We start from the raw sequence: 19,439 nt of genomic DNA, 5'->3' as shown, positions 1-19,439 counted from the left end.
TCCGGCTTCGGCTCCGGCTTCGGCTTCGGCTTCGGCTTCGGCTTCGGCTTCGGCTTCGGCTTCGGCTTCGGCTTCGGCCGGACGCTCTCGGACCGCCGGGCGGACGGCCCGCAGGACGCCGGGGCGGCGACCGTGGACGAGCCGGTCCAGGGCGGTGGCGCGGTGGCCGTGGCGTCTTACGCGGGCAGGTGCACGACGATCCGCCGGCCCTCCTCGGGCAGCGACAGGGGCTCGTGCAGCAGCCGCAGCGTTCCCGCGCCGAGGTGTTCCATGAGCTGGGCGCGGCCTGCCGCGCCGAGGGGCGCCTGCGTGTCCGGCCGCGCGGACGGCGCCGGGCCCCACGGATGTTCCCGTGGGGCCCGGCGCCGTAGGGCTCAGGCCTTGCTCGTCCGCGTGGTCTTCTTCGCGGCGGGCTTGGCGGCCTTCTTGACCGCTGTCTTGGCCGTCCTGGTGGCGGTCGCCTTCTTGGCCGCCGTGCCCGTGACCGTCTTCGTGGCGGTCTTCTTGGCGGCGGCCTTGGTCGCGACCGTCTTCGCCGCCTTGCGCAGCCTGGTCACGGGGGCGGCGTCGCTGACCCGGTCGGCGCCCAGGACGTCCCGCAGGAACTTGCCGGTGTGGCTGGCGGGTACGCCCGCGACCTGCTCGGGCGTGCCTTCGGCGACCACCAGGCCACCGCCGGCGCCGCCCTCGGGGCCCATGTCGACGACCCAGTCGGCGGTCTTGATCACGTCGAGGTTGTGCTCGATGACGATGACCGTGTTGCCCTTGTCGACCAGGCCGCCGAGGACCGTCAGGAGCTTGCTGATGTCCTCGAAGTGCAGACCCGTGGTCGGCTCGTCCAGGACGTACACCGTGCGCCCGGTGGAGCGGCGCTGCAGCTCGCTGGCGAGCTTGACGCGCTGGGCCTCGCCGCCGGACAGGGTGGTCGCGGACTGGCCGAGCCGGACGTAGCCGAGGCCGACGTCCTTCAGGGTCTTCATGTGCCGGGAGATGGCGGGGACCGCCTCGAAGAAGTCGGTCGCCTCCTCGATCGGCATGTTCAGGACGTCGGCGATGGACTTGCCCTTGTAATGGACCTCCAGGGTCTCCCGGTTGTACCGGGCGCCGTGGCAGACCTCGCACGGGACGTAGACGTCCGGGAGGAAGTTCATCTCGATCTTGATGGTGCCGTCGCCCGCGCAGTTCTCGCAGCGGCCGCCCTTGACGTTGAAGGAGAAGCGGCCGGGCAGGTATCCCCGGACCTTCGCCTCCGTCGTCTCCGCGAACAGCTTGCGGATGTGGTCGAAGACGCCGGTGTACGTGGCCGGGTTCGACCGCGGGGTGCGGCCGATGGGCGACTGGTCGACGTGGACGACCTTGTCGACGAGGTCGTCGCCGTCCACGCGCGTGTGCCTGCCGGGGACGTTCCGCGCGCCGTTCAGCTCGCGGGCCAGGTGGGTGTACAGGATGTCGTTGACCAGCGTCGACTTGCCGGATCCCGAGACGCCGGTGACGGCCGTGAAGACGCCCAGCGGGAAGGACACGTCGATGTCCTGGAGGTTGTTCTCCCGGGCGCCGTGCACGGTGAGCCGCCGGGAGGGGTCCTGCGGGCGCCTGATGTCGGGCAGCGGAATGGCCTTGCGCCCGGACAGGTACAGGCCGGTCTGCGACTCGGCGTTGTCGAGCAGCTCCTTGACGGAGCCGCTGTGCACCACCTTGCCGCCGTGCTCGCCCGCGCCGGGGCCGATGTCGACGATCCAGTCGGCGACCTTGATGGTGTCCTCGTCGTGCTCGACGACGATCAGGGTGTTGCCCATGTCCCGGAGCCGGACGAGGGTCTCGATCAGCCGGTGGTTGTCGCGCTGGTGCAGGCCGATGGACGGCTCGTCGAGGACGTACAGCACGCCGACGAGTCCGGAGCCGATCTGGGTGGCCAGCCGGATGCGCTGGGCCTCGCCGCCGGAGAGGGTGCCCGCCGCGCGGTTCAGCGAGAGGTAGTCCAGGCCGACGTCGACCAGGAAGCGCAGCCGCTCGTTGACCTCCTTCAGCACGCGCTCGGCGATCTTCTTGTCCCGGGCGTTGAGCGTCAGCTCGCCCAGGAAGTCCGCGCAGTCGCTGATGGACATCGCCGAGACCTCGGCGATCGACTTGCCCATGACGGTGACCGCGAGGACGAGCGGCTTCAGGCGCGTGCCCTGACAGGTGGGGCAGGGCACCTCGCGCATGTAGCCCTCGAAGCGCTCGCGGCTGGCGTCGCTCTCCGCCTCGCTGTGCCGGCGCTTGACGAAGGGGATCGCGCCCTCGAAGGCCGTGGTGTACCGGCGCTCGCGGCCGTACCGGTTGCGGTAGCGGACCTCGACCTGGGTCTTGTGGCCGTACAGCAGGGCCTTGCGGGCGCGCAGCGGCAGGCCCGCGAAGGGGATGTCCGTACGGAAGCCGAGCGCGTCGGCGAGGGCGCCGATCAGTCGGCCGAAGTAGTCCTTGGTGTGCCCGTGCGACCAGGGGTGAATGGCGCCCTCGTCGAGGGACTTGTCCTCGTCGGGGACGATCAGCTCCGCGTCGACCTCCATGCGCGTGCCGATGCCGGAGCAGTCGGGGCAGGCGCCGAAGGGCGAGTTGAAGGAGAAGGAGCGGGGCTCCAGCTCCTCGAAGGACAGGTCGTCGTAAGGGCAGTACAGGTGCTCGGAGTACATGCGCTCGCGCTCGGGGTCGTCCTCGGGGAGGTCGACGAAGTCGAGCACGACCATGCCGCCGGACAGGCCGAGCGCGGTCTCCACGGAGTCGGTCAGGCGCCGCTTGGCGGAGTCCTTCACCGTGAGGCGGTCGACGACCACCTCGATGGTGTGCTTCTCCTGCTTCTTCAGGGTGGGCGGGTTGGACAACTGGACGGTCTCGCCGTCCACCCGCGCGCGGGAGTAGCCCTTGGTCTGGAGGTCGGCGAAGAGGTCGACGAACTCACCCTTGCGCTCGCGCACCAGCGGCGACAGCACCTGGAAGCGGCTGCCCTCCGGCAGCTCCAGGACCTTGTCCACGATGGCCTGCGGCGACTGGCGCGAGATGGGCCGGCCGCACTCGGGGCAGTGCGGCTTGCCGATGCGGGCGAAGAGCAGGCGCAGGTAGTCGTAGACCTCGGTGATGGTGCCGACCGTGGAGCGCGGGTTGCGCGAGGTCGACTTCTGGTCGATCGAGACCGCCGGGGAGAGGCCCTCGATGAAGTCGACGTCCGGCTTGTCCATCTGGCCGAGGAACTGCCGGGCGTAGGAGGAGAGCGACTCCACGTAGCGCCGCTGGCCCTCGGCGAAGATGGTGTCGAAGGCCAGGGAGGACTTGCCCGACCCGGACAGGCCCGTGAAGACGATGAGCGAGTCACGAGGCAGGTCGAGCGAGACGTTCTTCAGGTTGTGCTCGCGCGCGCCACGGACGATGAGACGGTCGGCCACGCCGGTCCGCACCTTTCTTGAGAGAAGTGACAGGGGCGGGGCCCCCGTCTTTCTCAGACTAGGGGGAGCCACTGACAACGCCGGTCGGATTCACCGGTTGTCAACAAACCCCGACTTCCCAGCATGCCCGACGCCGCAGTCGACCTTATAGCACGTGCATTCGAATTGCGGGGGTCGTCCACAACCTTCACCCGAAGGTGTGGCGCGGTCTAGGGTCAGCAGCATGATGGATCACGCTCATGACCTGGCGTCTGTACGTGACGCGACCGATCGGCTGCTCACCGCGGTCGGGAAACTGGACAACGCGTTCGTGACGGAGTCGTCACGGCTTCCCGGCTGGAGTCGCGGTCACGTCCTCGCCCACCTCGCCCGCAACGCCGACGCCCTCGTGAACGTCCTCGAAGGACGTCCCATGTACGTCTCGGGCGAGGCCCGGGACGCCGACATCGAGCGGGACGCCCCGCGCCCGCTCGACGCCCAGCTCGCGGATGTGCGCGAGAGCGCCGCCCGGTTCCAGGACGTCGGTGCCGCACCCGCGGACTGGACGCGCACGGTGGAGCTGCGCAACGGGGTCACGGACTCGGCCTCCAGGGTGCCGTTCCGCAGGTGGGCCGAGGTGGAGCTGCACCACGTGGACCTGGGCGCCGGCTACGAGCTGGAGGACCTTCCCGCGGAGTTCACCGAGCGGGAGACCGACTTCCTCGCCGCCCGGTTCGCCGGTCACCCCGACGTGCCGCCGACCCGGCTCACGGACGGCACGCGCGCGTGGACCACGGGGCGGGAGTCGGACGCTCCCGAGGTGACCGTCACCGGTCCCCCGGCCGATCTGCTCGGCTGGCTCGCCGGCCGCCGTGCGGGCTCCGCGCTCACGGTGGAGGGCGGCGCGCTGCCGACGCTGCCTCCGCTGTAGGTCCCGGTCAGCAACCGGGAGGCAGCCTGCCGGCCGCCTCCCGGCGCTAGGCTGGCCGTCATGACGTACAGCGGAGAGGTGACGGTCGGCGGGCCCGCCGACGTGCACGAGCTCAAGGACCTGATGATCACCAAGGTCGCGGTCGGCCCGATGAACAACAACGCCTATCTGCTGCGCTGCCGGGCCACCGACGAGCAACTGCTGATCGACGCCGCCAACGACGCGCACACCCTGCTCGGCACGATCGGGGACGACGGCATCGCTTCCGTCGTCACCACACACCGGCACGGCGACCACTGGCAGGCGCTCGCCGAGGTCGTCGCGGCCACCGGCGCCCGCACCCACGCCGGCCGGCACGACGCCGAGGGCATCCCGGTGCCGACCGACGTCCTGATCGACGACGGCGACACGATCCGGGTGGGGCAGGTGGAACTCACCGCACGCCACATCGCCGGACACACGCCGGGCTCCGTCGTCCTGGTCTACGACGACCCGCACGGGCATCCCCACGTGTTCACCGGGGACTGCCTGTTCCCGGGCGGCGTGGGGAACACCTTCAAGGACCCGGACGCCTTCGCGAGCCTCATCCACGACGTGCAGACCAAGGTCTTCGACACGCTCCCGGACGAGACGTGGGTCTATCCCGGGCACGGCAACGACACGACGCTCGGCGCGGAGCGGCCGCACCTGCCGGAATGGCGGGCACGGGGCTGGTGACGGGCGGGCGGGTCAGGTGCCCGCCCGCGCCCTCCCGTCCGACGTACGCGCCCCGTGTGAAGCGTTCGCACACACGCGCGGGCCGCACCCGCTCCCCGCGCACCGGCTTGGCGCGGTCGACTGGTGGCAGCCCCGCACAGGAACGACGGCTCCTGGGCGGCACGGGCCGCCGGCCCCCCGACCCCCGCCCTCGGCCGGCGGCCCCGGCGCCTCAGGCCCTGGCCGAGCCCGCCCCGGCCAGGGCGGCGATCCGCTCCACACCGAAGACGTACCCCTGCACACCGCACCCCGCGACGACGCCGTCGGCGCGCTGCGAGACGTAGGAGTGGTGCCGGAACGGCTCACGCTGGTGGATGTTGGAGATGTGGACCTCCACCACCGGCAGCCCGTCGCAGGTGTTGAGCGCATCCAGGATGGCGACGGACGTGTGCGAGTAGGCGGCGGGGTTGATCACGATCCCGCAGTGGTTCAGCCGGGCCTCGTGGATCCAGTCGACCAGTTCGCCCTCGTGGTTGGACTGCCGGAAGTCCACCGTGCCGCCGTGCGCGGCCGCCGCCTTCACGCACAGCGCCTCGACGTCGGCGAGGGTGTCGGAGCCGTAGATCTCCGGCTGGCGCTGGCCGAGCAGGTTCAGGTTGGGGCCGTTGAGGATCATGATCGGGGCGTTGGCCAGGCTGCGGGGCACGGTTCCTCCGGTCCGTGAGGGTGCGGCGGTCCCTGCGCGACCGCTGCTCGGCCCCCGGTCTATCACGGTGCGCCGGTGCCCCGGCCCCGCCTACGGGTTGACGGCCAGTTCCAGGTACGCCGCGAACAGCACCAGGTGGACACCGCCCTGCAAGGGCGTGGCCCGGCCCGGCACGACCGTCAGCGAGGCCACCACCACGGTCAGGGCGAGCAGCACCATGTGGATGGAGCCGAGGCCGAGGACCAGCGGCCCGGTGAGCCACACCGAGGCCAGGGCCACCGCGGGAATGGTCAGTCCGATGCTGGCCATGGCGGAGCCGAGCGCCAGGTTCAGGCTGGTCTGGACCCGGTCGCGGCGCGCGGAACGCACCGCGGCGATGGTCTCGGGGAGCAGGACCAGCAGCGCGATGATGACGCCGACGACGGCGTGGTGGAGTCCGGCGGCCGCCACCCCGTCCTCGATGGTCGGCGACACGCCCTTCGCGAGGCCGACGACGCCGACCAGGGCCAGGCCCAGCATCCCCAGACTGGTCAGAGCCGTGCGGGAGGACGGTGCGTGGGCGTGCTCCTCGAAGGTGATCACTTCGCCCTGCCGGGTGATCGGCAGGAAGTAGTCGCGGTGCCGCACGGTCAGGGTCGCGATGAACAGGCCGTAGAGGACGAGCGAGGACAGTGCCGCGAAGGTCAGCTGCACGGTGGAGAACTCCGGGCCGGGCGCGCTGGTGGTGAAGGTGGGCAGCACCAGGCTGAGGGTGGCCAGGGTCGCCACCGTCGCGAGGGCGGCGCCGGTGCCCTCCGGGTTGAACACCGCGGTCCCGTGTCGCAGGGAGGCGACCAGGAGGCTGAGTCCGACCACGCCGTTGCAGGTGATCATGACGGCCGCGAAGACCGTGTCCCGGGCCAGGGTCGCGCTCTTGTCGCCGCCGTCCACCATCAGGGTCACGATGAGCGCGACCTCGATGACCGTGACCGCGATGGCGAGGACCAGGGAGCCGAAGGGCTCGCCCACCCGGTGGGCGACCACCTCGGCGTGGTGCACGGCGGCCAGGACGGAGGCCGCCAGGACGATCGTGAGCAGCGCGACGACCGCGCCGGGCAGCGAGCGGCCCCAGGTGAGGGCCAGCAGTACGACCGCGATCACGGGCGTGACGGTCGTCCACTGTGCGAGGAGCGCCCTGGGACCGGTGACCATGCGGTGATCGTCGCAGAGGGCGACGGACGCCGCACTCCGGACCCGGGAGCCTTCGCCCGCCGAGCACGCCCGGCGCACACGGGAGGAGCGGCGAACGGCTGCGCGCCGTTCGCCGCTCCCGGGCCCGGGTGATCAGGCCTCGACGCTGTCCTTGCGGGTGTCGTCGCCCCCGGCGGCCGCCGCTTCCGCCGCGGCCTGCTTCTTCGAGGCGCGGAGGCTGGTGATCGTGGTGACGATCAGGACGGAGCAGATCACGCCGAGCGAGACCGGAATGCTGATCTCGGGGACGTGGACGCCGGACTCGTGCAGGGCGTGCAGCACCAGCTTGACGCCGATGAAGCCCAGGATCACGGACAGGCCGTAGGACAGGTGGACCAGCTTCCTCAGCAGACCGCCGATGAGGAAGTACAGCTGTCGCAGACCCATCAGCGCGAACGCGTTGGCCGTGAACACGATGTACGGGTCCTGCGTCAGACCGAAGATCGCCGGGATGGAGTCGAGCGCGAAGAGCACGTCGGTGGTGCCGATCGCGAGCATCACGACCAGCATCGGGGTCATGATCCGCTTGCCGTTCTCCTCGATCCACAGCTTGGTGCCGTGGTACCGGTCGGCGACACCGAAGCGACGCTCGGCGGCCTTGAGGAGCTTGTTCTCCTCGAACTCCTCGTCCTCCTGGTCGGCCCGGGCCTCCTGGATGAGCTTCAAGGCGGTGTAGATGAGGAAGGCACCGAAGATGTAGAAGACCCAGGCGAAGCTGGCGAGGATCGCCGCACCCGCGGCGATGAAGACGGCCCTCAGCACCAGGGCTATGAGCACGCCGATGAGCAGAACCCGCTGCTGGTACTGGGAGGGCACTGCGAACTTCGCCATGATCAGGACGAAGACGAAGAGGTTGTCCACGCTCAGTGACTTCTCGGTGATGAAGCCCGCGAAGAACTCGCCGGCGGGCTCACCGCCACTGAAGAGGAGCAGGCCGAGCCCGAAGAGGCCCGCCAGGGCGATCCAGACGCCGGTCCAGATACCGGCTTCCTTGATCGATACGTCGTGCGGTTTGCGGCCGATGAAGAAATCGACCGCGATGAGGGCGGCAAGGCCCACGATGGTCAGGACCCACAGGGTCACCGAAACTTCCACTACGCCTCCGGCAGTACGTCACACGGCAGATGTCAGCGTCGTCGCTGCCGGAGGTCTCTTCCACCCGGGTACCCGGGACGCGTGATGCGCCCGGAACCACGGGCCGACGCCCCGGGATCTGGCCTGATCCGTATTGACGGGTACGCCGCACAGACAGGGAGTACTCCCCTCCGTACGGACGACAGTACCCCAATCCCCAAGGGAAGGTAAAGAGATTTGCAAATAAAGCTCAAAAGGCCAGTTCGGAGCCGGTCACCGATCCCATGACCGGCGGGCGGCGGCGACCTGGGCGAGCACCTGCTGGAGCACCTGGCTGCCGGGCGGCACGAGCGACGGCTCGTACGTCCAGGCATGTCCGACCCACGGGTCGGCGAGGTGGTCGTCGGCCACCGGGGTCAGCCGCAGCAGCGAGCGCCACAACGGGTCGAGCAGCGGTCCGAACCCGGCGGACTCCTCGCGGTCGGCGACCATCATCAGGTGGACGCCGACGGCCGGCCCCTCGTCGGCGAGGTAGCGCAGTTGGTTGACGGCGCGGTCGTCGAAGCCGTGCGGGAAGTCGTTGACGATCAGCAGCTGCTGCGAGGTGTCGAGGCCGGGCGGGAGCGCGTCGGGCGCACCTCCGCGCAACGCCATCTGCACCAGGTCGACGCGCTGGGTGAGACGGGCCAGTACGTCCGCCGCCCCGGCGGCACCCTGGGCGGGCGGCGCGGCGAGCACCCCGCTCTGCGCCAGCGGCGCCAGTGCCTGCGCCCCGGACCCGGCCGGATCGATGACGTGCACGGTGAACTCGCCCGCCGGGTAGACGGCGAGCAGCCGGGCCGCGTGGGAGACGGCCGTCTCCAGGCCCAGGCGCCGCATCTCGTGCGAGTCGGCGAACGACCCGTCGAGCGAGGCGGAGCGCCCGCTGTCGATCCACAGGCCGCGCTCGAGCGGCAGCCGGATCAGCATCGGGATGCGGATGCGGTCGGCCTCCGGCAGATGGAGATCGCCCAGCCGCAGGGCCATGGGGATCTCCATGGGGACGCGGTAGGCGTGCCAGACGGGGTTGTCCCACCGCGCGAAGGCCGCCGGCAGCGCGGGTTCGACGACCTCGGCCTCGGCGACGAGCTGGGCGACGTCCCGGTCCAGGACCTCCCGGGCCTGGGACACCAGCTGGCTGTGCCGGGCGCGCGCCGCTTCCCGGGCCGCGTCGCCCTGTCCGCCGATCCGGCTGCGGGGGTCGGACAGGACCTGGTCGAGCTCCTTCTCCATACGGGAGTCGGCGAAGTCGACGGCGCTGCGGTAGGCGGCCGTGGTGCGGGCCAGGTCCTCGAACATGCCCCACACCTGGTTGTAGAGCCGCTCCTCCATGGACCAGCCCGTGGCGTCACCGGCGACGGGCCGGGCCGGGCGACCCGGTTCCGACGCGGGTGCGGCAGGCGGCGGCGGGGGCGGCGCCGCGCTCTGCCGGCGCGGGTGGCTGTAGTCGATCGGGCCACCTGCGGCGGGAGCGGACGGCTGGCCGGCGGTGGCGGGCTCCCCCGGCCCGCTCGGGTACGGCTGCTGTCCCCCGGGTCGTCCCGGCACCCCGGGCGTCTGTGGGCCGGGGGCGGAAGGCCCCTGGGGGTCGTACGGGGACGCCGGCGGGACGGGACCACCGGGGCCGGCCCCGGGCATGGTGCCGTGGTCCGGCCGGTGGGCCGGGGCGGCGGCCGGCGGGGCCGGTATCGAACGGGCCAGTCCGCTCGCCACCGCCTCGTGAATGGTCGCCGCGAGCTGGTGGGCCTGGGACAGCTTCTGGTCGGCGAGCAGCTCGGCGAGGCCGCCCGCGTAGCCCTGGCCGACGGCGCGCACCTTCCACGCTCCCTGGCGCCGGTAGAGCTCCAGGGCGACGACGGCGGACTCGGCCTCCAGGCCGGTGATGGTGTAGCTGGCAACCTCGTCGCCGTCGAGGTCCGTGACGGCGACGAAGGGGGCGGCAACGGCCCCGAACCTGGCCGGGCCCTGCCCGCCGGCGGGCAGGGCGAGCAGCACGCTGACACGGTGCACGGCGTCCGGCACGGCGTCCAGGTCCACCGCGAGACGGTGGTCGGCGGCGGCCTGCCGGGAGACCTCCAGGCCCGGCAGGGTGGGCGCACCGGGGTGGACCACCCGTTCGACGCCGTGGATCGTGCCGTTCTCGTCGCCGAGCGTGGCCCCGGCCACGACCGGCGTACCGGCCGAGACCCGGATCTCGAGACGAGCCCGGGGAAGCGGGTGGTTCTGTCCCCGCGTCAGCTCGGCCGTCATCGCCTTTCCCCCTGTGTCATTCGTCTGCCACCCGCGAGGCGTCACGCGGGCGAGGCCGGTCCCGCGCGGGGGACCGGCCGGTTCGTGTCGGGCTGCTGCGGGCCGGACTGCCGCGGGCCGGCTGCTACAGGACCGGCAGGATCGCCGGCATCAGGTCCTGGAAGGTGCGGCCGTTGGCCGGCGTGCCGATGGCGGTCATCGACCAGCCCTGGCCCGCGCGGTGCACCTTGGCCATGATCTGGGCCGTGAAGGCCCCGCCGCCGGCCAGCGTGTAGCGGGCGAGTTCCTGGCCGTTGGTCTCGTCGACCAGGCGGCAGAAGGCGTTCTGCACCTCCTGGAAGGTCTGGCCGGTGAAGGAGTTCACCGTGAAGACGATCTGGTCGATGTGGACCGGAACGCGCTGCAGGTCGACGAGGATCGCCTCGTCGTCGCCGCCCTGGCCGACACCGCCGACGAGGTTGTCCCCGGTGTGGCGCACCGAGCCGTCGTCGCTCACCAGGTGGCGGAAGAAGACGACGTCGACCGGCTGCTTGTCCGCGAAGAGGACCGCGGAGGCGTCCAGGTCGATCTCCCGGGTGCGCGAACCGAACAGGCCGCGCCGGGGAGCCGCCTGCCAGCCGAGACCCATCCGCACCGACGTCAGGCTGCCGCCGTCGCTCTTCTGCAGACTGATGGCCTGACCCTTGGTCATGTTGACGGTCACGCGCTGATCCCCTCTCGAACTGTCCCCTGTTGCCGCGGTCCCCGCGGTTGACCAGAACCCTACGCAGGGGCACTGACAGTGCCCCACCCCGGTCCGCGCTTTGTGTCGGTCTTGCAACACAGCGCGTGCCCGGAGGGGGCCGTCAGGCCAGGCCCGCCTCCCGCATCTGGCGCAGTTCCTTCTTCATTTCGGAGACCTCGTCGCGCAGCCGGGCCGCGATCTCGAACTGGAGGTCGGCCGCGGCCGCCCGCATCCGGGTGGTGAGGTCCTCGATCTGCTCGGCCAGCTCCGCCGCGGGACGGTCGGTCACCGCCGTCTCCTTGGCCCTGCCTCTGGCCGCCTTGGCTCCGCCCGTCTTCTGGCCGCCCAGCGCGGGCACGGGAGCCTTGGCGCCCTTGCCCTCCTTCGTCTGGCGGTAGCCCGAGCCGAGGAGCTGTTCGGTGTCGACGTCCTCGCGGGCGATCTGCGCCACGATGTCGTTGATCTTCTTGCGGAGCGGCTGCGGATCGACGCCGTTCGCCTTGTTGAACGCGACCTGCTTCTCGCGGCGGCGGTTGGTCTCGTCGATGGCCTTCTCCATCGCCGGCGTGATCTTGTCCGCGTACATGTGGACCTGGCCGGAGACGTTGCGCGCCGCGCGGCCGATGGTCTGGATGAGGGAGGTGCCGGAGCGCAGGAAGCCCTCCTTGTCGGCGTCGAGGATCGCCACCAGGGACACCTCGGGCAGGTCGAGGCCCTCGCGCAGCAGGTTGATGCCGACCAGGACGTCGTACTCGCCCGCGCGCAGCTCGCGCAGCAGCTCGACCCGGCGCAGCGTGTCCACGTCGCTGTGCAGGTAGCGGACCTGGATCCCGAGCTCCACGAAGTAGTCGGTGAGATCCTCGGCCATCTTCTTGGTGAGGGTGGTGACCAGGACGCGTTCGTCCTTCTCGGTCCGCCGGCGGATCTCGTGCACCAGGTCGTCGATCTGGCCCTCGGTGGGCTTGACGACGACCTCCGGGTCGACCAGGCCGGTCGGGCGGATGATCTGCTCGACGGCGCCGTCCGAACGGGAGAGCTCGTAGGCTCCCGGGGTCGCCGACAGGTAGACGGTCTGTCCGATGCGCTCCTGGAACTCCTCCCACTTCAGCGGGCGGTTGTCCAGGGCGGAGGGCAGCCGGAAGCCATGGTCGACCAGGGTCCGCTTGCGGGAGGCGTCGCCCTCGTACATGGCGCCGATCTGCGGCACGGTGACGTGCGACTCGTCGATGACGAGCAGGAAGTCGTCCGGGAAGTAGTCGAGCAGTGTGTTCGGCGGGGAGCCGGGTGAGCGGCCGTCGAAGTGCATCGAGTAGTTCTCCACGCCGGAGCAGGAGCCGATCTGGCGGAGCATCTCGATGTCGTACGTGGTGCGCATCCGCAGCCGCTGGGCCTCCAGGAGCTTGCCCTGCTTCTCCAGCTCGGTCAGGCGCTCGGCCAGCTCCTTCTCGATGTCGTTGACCGCACGCTCCAGGCGCTCGGGACCGGCGACGTAGTGGGAGGCCGGGAAGACGTACAGCTGCTGGTCGTCGCTGATGATCTCGCCGGTGACCGGGTGGAGGGTGGACAGGGCCTCGATCTCGTCGCCGAACATCTCGATGCGGACGGCCAGCTCCTCGTAGACCGGGAAGATCTCGATGGTGTCGCCGCGCACCCGGAAGGTGCCGCGCGCGAAGGCCATGTCGTTGCGCGTGTACTGGATGTCGACGAAGCGGCGCAGCAGCTCGTCCCGGTCGTGCTCCTCGCCGACCCGCAGCGGGACCATGCGGTCCACGTACTCCTGCGGGGTGCCGAGGCCGTAGATGCAGGACACGGAGGCGACCACGATGACGTCACGGCGGGTGAGCAGCGAGTTGGTGGCGGAGTGGCGCAGGCGCTCCACCTCCTCGTTGATCGAGGAGTCCTTCTCGATGTAGGTGTCCGACTGGGGGACGTAGGCCTCGGGCTGGTAGTAGTCGTAGTACGAGACGAAGTACTCGACGGCGTTGTTCGGCAGCAGCTCGCGGAACTCGTTGGCCAGCTGGGCGGCCAGGGTCTTGTTCGGCGCCATCACCAGGGTGGGGCGCTGGAGCTTTTCGATCATCCACGCGGTGGTGGCGGACTTGCCGGTGCCGGTCGCGCCGAGCAGGACGACGTCCTTCTCGCCTGCCTGGACGCGCCGGGCCAGCTCGGCGATGGCCGTCGGCTGGTCACCGCTCGGCTGGTAGGGGCTGACGACCTCGAAGGGCGCCACCGTGCGTTCGATCTGGGAAACGGGCCGCATGGGTTCCACCGTACGACCCCGCACTGACAACGGGTCCCGTCAGCGGTTCTGCGGGGTGCGGGAGCGCCGGTGGCCGAGGGGGTGGCGGGTGCGGCGCGGGCGGTGGTGTGCCGGATGGCGGATCGTGCGCGGGACCTCGGTGTGGGCGGGGATGCCCGGCTTCCGCTCGGCGGGGACCCGGGCGGGCCTGCCCATCACCATCAGCGGGTCGAACATGACGACGACGCCGGCGAGGAGGAGGAAGGCGAGGGGGCCGATCAGCATGGGGGCCAGCAGTTCGGCGGGCGATCCGCCGACGGAGGGCTCGGCGGTGCCGCTGAGGTGGACCTCGACCGCGGCCATGCCCGTGTAGTGCATGCCGGTGACGGCCAGCCCCATGATCAGGGCCGCGCCCACACTCCACAGGAAGCCCCGGACCTGTCCGGCCGCCCACAGGGCGGCGGTGGCGGCGACCATGGCTATGACGACGGACACGGCGACGGTGAACGTGTTGTACGTCAGCTGTCCGTCCAGGTGCATACCGGCCATTCCCAGGTAGTGCATCGAGGCGATGCCCAGGCCGGTGATGGTGCCGCCGGTGAACAGGGCGGTCCCGCGCGCGCCCCGGTAGCCGACGATGAAGATCCCGACGCCCACCATGACGATCGCGACGGCCAGGCTGGCGAAGGTCATCAGCCAGTCGTAGCGGATCGGGGTGTGCTCGATCGTGAAGCCCATCATCGCGACGAAGTGCATGGTCCAGATGCCGGAGCCGATCGCCGCCGAGCCGAGGGCGAGCCAGCCGGGGCGCCAGGAACGGCTGACCAGCACGGCCCTGGCGGTGCAGCGCAGACCGAGGGCGCCGCCGAGACAGGCCATGAGGTAGGCCACCAGCGGTGTGACGAGTCCGTAGCCGAATCCTTGGACGGTGCTGTGCATGTGCGGCTGCCCTTCCGCCTTCTTACGCCCCGGTGGTGTCCCGGATTCTCCTGATGTGCGCCCCCTCCCAGGACCGCGCGAACGATTCAGGGTCGAGGCAGAGAGTATGGCGTCCACCGGAATGGTCGAACGTTTCTCCGGCAAAGAATCACGGTCTCGCCCCAGTTGTGCCGCCCCCGTGAGCGTAGTTGAGCAACTCCATTCAGCCTGTGGCCACTCCGCACCCCTCTTTCGTTGACTCTCTGATGTCACAGTGGTGCTGTCCGTGATCGTTCGACGCGAGGAGTACGCATGCACGTGCGCGCAGTAGCCGTCACGACCACCGCCCTTCTTGGAGTCGCCCTCACGGCTCCGCTCTCGCACGCGCGGGCGGACGAGGCGGGGGACGACGGGCCCACGGTCGTGGCCCACCGGGGTGCTTCCGGGTACGCGCCGGAGAACACGCTGGCCGCCGTCGACCGGGCGGCCGAGCTGGGCATCCGCTGGGTGGAGAACGACGTCCAGCGCACCCGGGACGGCGAACTGGTCGTCCTCCACGACGAGAGCCTGGCCCGGACGACCGACGTGGAGGAGGTCTTCCCCGACCGCTCTCCCTGGAAGGTGAAGGACTTCACCGCCGCCGAGATCGCGCGGCTGGACGCGGGGAGCTGGTTCGGGTCCGAGTACGCGGGCGCGCGCGTGCCGACGCTGGAGCAGTACGTGCACCGCGTGGAGCACAACCACCAGAAGCTGCTCCTGGAGCTGAAGAGCCCGGGGCTGTACCCGGGCATCGAACAGCAGGCCCTCAAGGTCCTCGCCAACGAGGGCTGGCTCGACCGGCGGCACGTGGCGGGACGGCTGGTCGTGCAGAGCTTCGACGCCGACAGCATCCGGACGGTCCACGACCTCAAGCCCGCCGTCAAGACCGGGTTCCTCGGCACCCCGGCCGTGTCCGAGCTGCCGGCGTACGCGGAGTTCGCCGACCAGATCAACCCGTCGTACGGCTCCCTCTCCATGAGCTACGTGTCCGCGGTCCACGCGTTCACCGGACCGCACGGCAGGCCGCTCGAGGTCCTCACCTGGACGGTGAACGACGCGGACACCGCGCGCCGGGTCGCCGGGTACGACGTCGACGGCATCATCACCAACAAGCCCGACGTGGTGCGGGACGCCGTGGACTGACCCGGGCGTTGTCGGTGGCGGGCCGTACCGTGGGCACATGGACAGCCACGGGCAGTACGAGCAGCAGGTCGTGTGGACCGTCGTCGGCACCGACATAGGTCCGCTGCTGCTGGCCGCCACCCACGACGGCCTCGTCAACGTGGTGTTCCACGCCACCGACGCGACGCGCGGCCGGGCGCTCGAAAGGCTCGCGGCCCGACTGGGCACGGAGCCCGTCGAGGCGCCCGGCTCCCCGCTGCTCGCCGAGGCGATACGCCAGGTCGAGGCCTACTTCGCGGGCCGGAGGCGCGACTTCGAGCTGCCGCTGGACTGGTCGCTGATCTCGGGCTTCAACCGGCAGGTGCTGCGCGAGCTGGCGTCCGGCGTCCCCTACGGCTCGGTCGTCGGCTACGGCGACCTGGCCGGCCGGGTGGGCCAGCCGGGTGCCGCCCAGGCGGTGGGCATGGCCATGGGGGCCAATCCGCTGCCGGTCGTCGTGCCGTGCCACCGGGTCGTGGAGAGCGACGGCGGCATCGGCGGGTTCGGCGGCGGCGTGGACACCAAGCGGCGGCTGCTCGCGCTGGAGGGTGTGCTGCCCGAGCCGCTGTTCTGAGGGGCGGACAGCGGCCGGGCGGGGCTACTCGTAGTGCCGGGCCTCGATGATGTTGCCGTCCGGGTCGCCGAAGTAGAAGCTGCGCCTGGCCATGCCGCGGGCGCCGTAGGAGTCGTACGAGAGGTCCGAGACCGGGATGGACTGCTCCTCCAGGCGAGTGCGCAGGGCGTCGAAGTCGTGCGGGGACAGGGACACGCAGATGTGGTTGACGGGATGCCCGGCACTGGCGTCGGCGCCGGGGACCATGCGCATGCGGTCCGCCATGGCGTGCGGTGCGAGGTCGAGGATGGTCTCGTCGTTGAGGCGCACGGAGGGGAAACTCACGGTCCCCGCGGCGTACTCGGTGATCCGCAGGGGCTCGAGGCCCAGGTTCTTCTCGTAGAAGCCGGCCGCGGCAACCGGGTCGCGCACCCAGAGGACGATGTGGTCGAGACGTGTCGTGTGGTCCGTCATGGCTCCCAGGCTCACGGCCGGTCCCGGGGGCCGCAAGGGGTCGGTTCCGGGGCCTTCGGGGTTTGACCCGGTCCCGCACCCGCCAGGGATGAGGGGAGACCGGACCTGAGGGAGAACCGTCGGACAGGAGGCAGGCGCGTGATGCTGGTGCTGTCGGAAGAGGTGCGGGAGGCGATGGACGCGCGTCGCCCCGTGGTGGCCCTGGAGTCCACGATCATCGCGCACGGCTTGCCCCGCCCGCGCAATCTGCTGGTGGCGCGGGAGCTGGAGGAGGCGGTGCGGCAGGAGGGTGCCGTACCGGCGACGATCGCCGTGCTGGACGGCCGGCCGCATGTCGGCCTGGACAAGGAGCAGCTGGAACGGGTCGCCGGCGAGGACGGCATCCGCAAGCTGGGACACCGGGACCTGCCGCTCGCGGTGGCCTCCGGCGCGAGCGGGGCGACCACCGTGTCGGCGACCGCCCTGCTGGCGGACCTCGCGGGCGTACGGGTGTTCGCCACGGGAGGGCTGGGCGGCGTCCACCGGGAGTGGACGGTGACGCAGGACGAGTCGGCCGACCTGGGTCTGCTGGCCCGCACCCGGATCACCGTGGTCTGCGCGGGCGTGAAGTCGATCCTGGACGTGCCGGCGACGCTGCAGCGGCTGGAGACGCTGGGGGTCGCCGTGGCCGGTTACGGGACGGACCGCTTCCCCGGCTTCTACCTGTCCGACTCGGGGCATCCGGTGGACTGGACGCTGGACGACCCGGGGCAGGTGGCAGCGGTCATGCGGGCGCAGGACGCGCTGGACGGGCCGCGGTCCGCGCTCGTGGTCGCCAACCCCGTTCCCGAGCAGGAGCAGCTCGATCCCGGACTCCACGCGCGCGTGCTCGCGGACGCGCTGCACGCCTGCGAGGCGGAGGGTGTCACGGGCCAGGCGGTCACGCCGTTCCTCCTCGAACGCCTGGTGCGGCTCACCGACGGCGCCTCGCTGAGCGCCAACCTGGCGGCGGTGCGGGGGAACGTGCGGCTGGCGGCCCGGATCGCGGCGGCCTGGACCGGGGCATGAGCCTGGCCCCGGGCGGTGCGCTGCTGGTCGTCGGGGACGTGGTCACCGACATCGTCGCCCGGCATCGGGGGCCGCTGGCCCCCGGCACGGACACCGCCGCCGCGGTGCGGCGGCTGCCCGGCGGGGCGGGCGCCAACGTGGCCTGCTGGGCCGCGCACGAGGGGTGCGGGGACGTGCGGCTGCTGGGCCGGGTGGGCACCGACGCGTCCGCCTGGCACGAACGGGAGCTGACGGCGTGCGGGGTGCGTCCGCTCCTGGTCGTCGACTCGGCGGCGCCCACGGGGACGGTGATCTGCCTGGTCGACACCGCCGACTCGGCCGAGCGGACGTTCCTCACGGACAGCGGGGCGGCGTTGCGGATCGGGCCGGGCGACTGGTCGGACACGCTGCTCGACGGCGTGGGCCGGCTGCACCTCTCGGGCTACCTTCTCTTCTCGGAGCCGGGCCGCGCCCTGGTGTCGGTCGCCCTGGCGGCGGCTCGCGCGCGTGGGGTGCCGGTCAGTCTGGACCCGGCGTCGGCCGGGTTCCTCACCGAGCTGGGCGTCGACCGCTTCCTCGGCCTGGTCGAGGGCGTGGACGTGCTGCTGCCCAGCCGCGACGAGGCGTGTCTGCTCACCGGCCTGCCCGACGTGGCGGACGCGGCGGCCAAGCTCAGCCGGCACGTACCGCTGGTGATCGTCAAGCAGGGGGCGAAGGGGGCCCTGGTGGCGCGGTCCGGCACCGTGGGGGCGCGGGTCGCCGCGGTCACGGCGGCACCGCGGGACAGTACGGGCGCCGGCGACGCCTTCACCGGCGCGTTCCTCGCCGCACTGCTCGCGGGCGCGGAGGCCGAGGAGGCCACGGCCGCCGGGTGCCGGGCGGGCGCACGGGCGGTCGAACGGGTGGGCGGGAGACCGCCACGAGCGGCCGGCCGGGGGCCGGGCGACGGTTAGCGGGACTCAGGGGTCACCCCTTGCGTCCCCACGCCGAGATCATCGGCGCCGTCGCGAGGTCCATGCCGCCGGACGCGACGTTCGCGAGGTGGCGGTCGATGTCGTCGTGGGTGGCCACTTGGGCGGCGACCAGCTGGTCGCGGACCTGCCGTACCGTCGCTGACTCCAGCGCGGCGCACGCGGCTGAGGTGACCGGGAAGTAGGCGTCGGCCTCCACTCTGCGCAGTCCCGCCTCCCGGAGCAGCCGGGGCAGCCGGCGGCCGTAGGAGAGGTCGGCGCCGCGACCGGACAGCAGTTGGCGGAAGCCGTGCCGGAGCCGGTTCGCCAGCGCCTGCTCGGGTCCGTGCTCGTCGGGGCAGAGCAGGGGCTGGAGTGCCGGGTCCGCGTCCTCGACCAGGAGGCGGCCACCGGGGCGCAGGGCCTTGATCATCGACCGCAACGCCCGGTCCCGGTCGGGGACATGGACGAGGACGAGCCGGGCGTGGACCAGGTCGAAGCCCTCGCCGGGTGGTTCTTCCGCCCCCACGTCGTGCACGCGCACCTCGACCGGCGGCCGGCCGGCCGGGGCGACCCGCGAGGTGTCGATGTCCGTCGCGAGGACCCTGCCGGTCGGCCCCACCCGCTTGGCCAGCCACGACGCCACGGAGGTGCCTCCGGCTCCGACCTCCCAGCAGCGCCAGCCGGGGCCGACGCCGAGTGCCTCCAGGTGCCGGAACGTCGTGGGATCGAAGAGCGTGGCGAAGGCGTCGAAGCGCTCCGCCGCCTCGGACTGCCCGTTGTCGAGGAGGTATCCGTCGGTTCGCGTCATGCTGCGATCATCCCAGTTGTCCCGCTTGCCCGATGGGGGCGACGCTCCGGCACCCGGGCCACCTCCGCGACGGCCGGACCGGTTCGGGACGGGGCGTGCGGGCGCCCGAGCGGTCCGTCCACAGGCGGGAACAAAGCGGAATCCCCCGTTTCCACAGGCCCGTTCGCCCTCTCCGCCGGCCTGGCAAACTGGCCTGCCAAGGCGCGGGAAACACAGCGCG

Annotated in this window: 16 protein-coding genes; 6 read left to right on the top strand and 10 right to left on the bottom strand. The window is 71.5% G+C overall.

The features are described 5' to 3' along the window. Nucleotides 1-374 precede the first annotated feature (374 nt). Nucleotides 375-3,419, bottom strand: a complete 3,045-nt coding sequence (gene uvrA, locus R2E43_RS28580; RefSeq protein ID WP_332056695.1) for an excinuclease ABC subunit UvrA — start codon at nucleotides 3,417-3,419, stop codon at nucleotides 375-377. A gap of 223 nt (nucleotides 3,420-3,642) precedes the next feature. Here uvrA and R2E43_RS28575 point away from each other — a divergent pair, with 223 nt between their 5' ends. Both R2E43_RS28575 and R2E43_RS28570 read left to right on the top strand, forming a co-directional pair. Further along, complete coding sequence (locus R2E43_RS28575; RefSeq protein WP_011028067.1) at nucleotides 3,643-4,329, top strand: maleylpyruvate isomerase family mycothiol-dependent enzyme; 687 nt, start codon at nucleotides 3,643-3,645, stop codon at nucleotides 4,327-4,329. Nucleotides 4,330-4,389: 60 nt separating this feature from the next. After that, the gene (locus R2E43_RS28570; RefSeq protein ID WP_003976859.1) at nucleotides 4,390-5,046 is read left to right on the top strand and encodes an MBL fold metallo-hydrolase; all 657 of its coding nucleotides are present in this window, start codon (nucleotides 4,390-4,392) and stop codon (nucleotides 5,044-5,046) included. 211 nt (nucleotides 5,047-5,257) lie between these two features. On the opposite strand, the gene aroQ is transcribed toward R2E43_RS28570, so the two are convergent. The 7 genes from aroQ to R2E43_RS28535 all read right to left on the bottom strand — a co-directional run bounded on the left by aroQ (nucleotide 5,258) and on the right by R2E43_RS28535 (nucleotide 14,226). Beyond that, entirely contained in the window at nucleotides 5,258-5,731 is a 474-nt protein-coding gene (gene aroQ / locus R2E43_RS28565) for a type II 3-dehydroquinate dehydratase (RefSeq protein WP_003976858.1), read from the bottom strand. Nucleotides 5,732-5,821: 90 nt separating this feature from the next. Beyond that, nucleotides 5,822-6,922: a calcium:proton antiporter gene (locus R2E43_RS28560; RefSeq protein WP_003976857.1), complete on the bottom strand. Its 1,101-nt coding sequence runs from the start codon at nucleotides 6,920-6,922 to the stop codon at nucleotides 5,822-5,824. Nucleotides 6,923-7,054: 132 nt separating this feature from the next. Continuing rightward, nucleotides 7,055-8,056, bottom strand: a complete 1,002-nt coding sequence (locus tag R2E43_RS28555) for a TerC family protein (RefSeq protein WP_136209000.1) — start codon at nucleotides 8,054-8,056, stop codon at nucleotides 7,055-7,057. A 252-nt stretch (nucleotides 8,057-8,308) separates the two neighbouring features. Further along, on the bottom strand, nucleotides 8,309-10,324 hold the full coding sequence (locus R2E43_RS28550) for a TerD family protein (protein ID WP_189283738.1): 2,016 nt from the start codon (nucleotides 10,322-10,324) through the stop codon (nucleotides 8,309-8,311). Between the two features lie 124 nt (nucleotides 10,325-10,448). Beyond that, nucleotides 10,449-11,027, bottom strand: a complete 579-nt coding sequence (locus R2E43_RS28545) for a TerD family protein (RefSeq protein WP_003976854.1) — start codon at nucleotides 11,025-11,027, stop codon at nucleotides 10,449-10,451. A 142-nt stretch (nucleotides 11,028-11,169) separates the two neighbouring features. Beyond that, on the bottom strand, nucleotides 11,170-13,308 hold the full coding sequence (gene uvrB / locus R2E43_RS28540) for an excinuclease ABC subunit UvrB (RefSeq protein WP_003976853.1): 2,139 nt from the start codon (nucleotides 13,306-13,308) through the stop codon (nucleotides 11,170-11,172). Between the two features lie 39 nt (nucleotides 13,309-13,347). Beyond that, on the bottom strand, nucleotides 13,348-14,226 hold the full coding sequence (locus R2E43_RS28535) for an MHYT domain-containing protein (RefSeq protein ID WP_011028070.1): 879 nt from the start codon (nucleotides 14,224-14,226) through the stop codon (nucleotides 13,348-13,350). Between the two features lie 291 nt (nucleotides 14,227-14,517). Between R2E43_RS28535 and R2E43_RS28530 the strand changes: the two genes are divergently transcribed. Then, nucleotides 14,518-15,387, top strand: coding sequence for a glycerophosphodiester phosphodiesterase (locus R2E43_RS28530; protein WP_332056694.1), 870 nt, complete (start codon nucleotides 14,518-14,520; stop codon nucleotides 15,385-15,387). A gap of 37 nt (nucleotides 15,388-15,424) precedes the next feature. Continuing rightward, nucleotides 15,425-15,979, top strand: a complete 555-nt coding sequence (locus R2E43_RS28525; protein WP_011028072.1) for a methylated-DNA--[protein]-cysteine S-methyltransferase — start codon at nucleotides 15,425-15,427, stop codon at nucleotides 15,977-15,979. Nucleotides 15,980-16,003: 24 nt separating this feature from the next. Here the strand turns inward: R2E43_RS28525 and R2E43_RS28520 are convergent, their stop codons facing one another. Then, nucleotides 16,004-16,432 carry a VOC family protein gene (locus tag R2E43_RS28520; protein ID WP_030866702.1) on the bottom strand — a complete coding sequence of 143 codons (429 nt, stop codon included), beginning with the start codon at nucleotides 16,430-16,432 and terminating at the stop codon, nucleotides 16,004-16,006. Between the two features lie 141 nt (nucleotides 16,433-16,573). Between R2E43_RS28520 and R2E43_RS28515 the strand changes: the two genes are divergently transcribed. Together R2E43_RS28515 and R2E43_RS28510 are read left to right on the top strand one after the other, a co-directional pair. After that, entirely contained in the window at nucleotides 16,574-17,479 is a 906-nt protein-coding gene (locus R2E43_RS28515; protein WP_003976848.1) for a pseudouridine-5'-phosphate glycosidase, read from the top strand. Then, the gene (locus tag R2E43_RS28510) at nucleotides 17,476-18,411 is read left to right on the top strand and encodes a carbohydrate kinase family protein (RefSeq protein ID WP_003976847.1); all 936 of its coding nucleotides are present in this window, start codon (nucleotides 17,476-17,478) and stop codon (nucleotides 18,409-18,411) included. Before R2E43_RS28515 ends, R2E43_RS28510 begins: the two co-directional genes overlap by 4 nt. 13 nt (nucleotides 18,412-18,424) lie before the next feature. Here the strand turns inward: R2E43_RS28510 and R2E43_RS28505 are convergent, their stop codons facing one another. After that, on the bottom strand, nucleotides 18,425-19,219 hold the full coding sequence (locus R2E43_RS28505; RefSeq protein WP_003976846.1) for a methyltransferase domain-containing protein: 795 nt from the start codon (nucleotides 19,217-19,219) through the stop codon (nucleotides 18,425-18,427). Nucleotides 19,220-19,439: the final 220 nt, after the last annotated feature.

The organism is Streptomyces violaceoruber, from assembly GCF_033406955.1.
In the GTDB taxonomy this organism is placed as follows: domain Bacteria; phylum Actinomycetota; class Actinomycetes; order Streptomycetales; family Streptomycetaceae; genus Streptomyces; species Streptomyces violaceoruber.
Note: the sequence above shows the minus strand (reverse complement) of the source record. Positions and strands in the feature narration are given on the sequence as shown.

What these genes read in the sequence shown, in the direction of transcription:
- R2E43_RS28575 (WP_011028067.1), top strand. Translation starts at nt 3,643, where the DNA reads ATGATGGATCACGCTCATGACCTGGCGTCTGTACGTGACGCGACCGAT.
- R2E43_RS28570 (WP_003976859.1), top strand. Translation starts at nt 4,390, where the DNA reads ATGACGTACAGCGGAGAGGTGACGGTCGGCGGGCCCGCCGACGTGCAC.
- R2E43_RS28560 (WP_003976857.1), bottom strand. Translation starts at nt 6,922, where the DNA reads ATGGTCACCGGTCCCAGGGCGCTCCTCGCACAGTGGACGACCGTCACG.
- R2E43_RS28550 (WP_189283738.1), bottom strand. Translation starts at nt 10,324, where the DNA reads ATGACGGCCGAGCTGACGCGGGGACAGAACCACCCGCTTCCCCGGGCT.
- uvrB (WP_003976853.1), bottom strand. Translation starts at nt 13,308, where the DNA reads ATGCGGCCCGTTTCCCAGATCGAACGCACGGTGGCGCCCTTCGAGGTC.
- R2E43_RS28535 (WP_011028070.1), bottom strand. Translation starts at nt 14,226, where the DNA reads ATGCACAGCACCGTCCAAGGATTCGGCTACGGACTCGTCACACCGCTG.
- R2E43_RS28530 (WP_332056694.1), top strand. Translation starts at nt 14,518, where the DNA reads ATGCACGTGCGCGCAGTAGCCGTCACGACCACCGCCCTTCTTGGAGTC.
- R2E43_RS28525 (WP_011028072.1), top strand. Translation starts at nt 15,425, where the DNA reads ATGGACAGCCACGGGCAGTACGAGCAGCAGGTCGTGTGGACCGTCGTC.
- R2E43_RS28520 (WP_030866702.1), bottom strand. Translation starts at nt 16,432, where the DNA reads ATGACGGACCACACGACACGTCTCGACCACATCGTCCTCTGGGTGCGC.
- R2E43_RS28515 (WP_003976848.1), top strand. Translation starts at nt 16,574, where the DNA reads ATGCTGGTGCTGTCGGAAGAGGTGCGGGAGGCGATGGACGCGCGTCGC.
- R2E43_RS28510 (WP_003976847.1), top strand. Translation starts at nt 17,476, where the DNA reads ATGAGCCTGGCCCCGGGCGGTGCGCTGCTGGTCGTCGGGGACGTGGTC.
- R2E43_RS28505 (WP_003976846.1), bottom strand. Translation starts at nt 19,219, where the DNA reads ATGACGCGAACCGACGGATACCTCCTCGACAACGGGCAGTCCGAGGCG.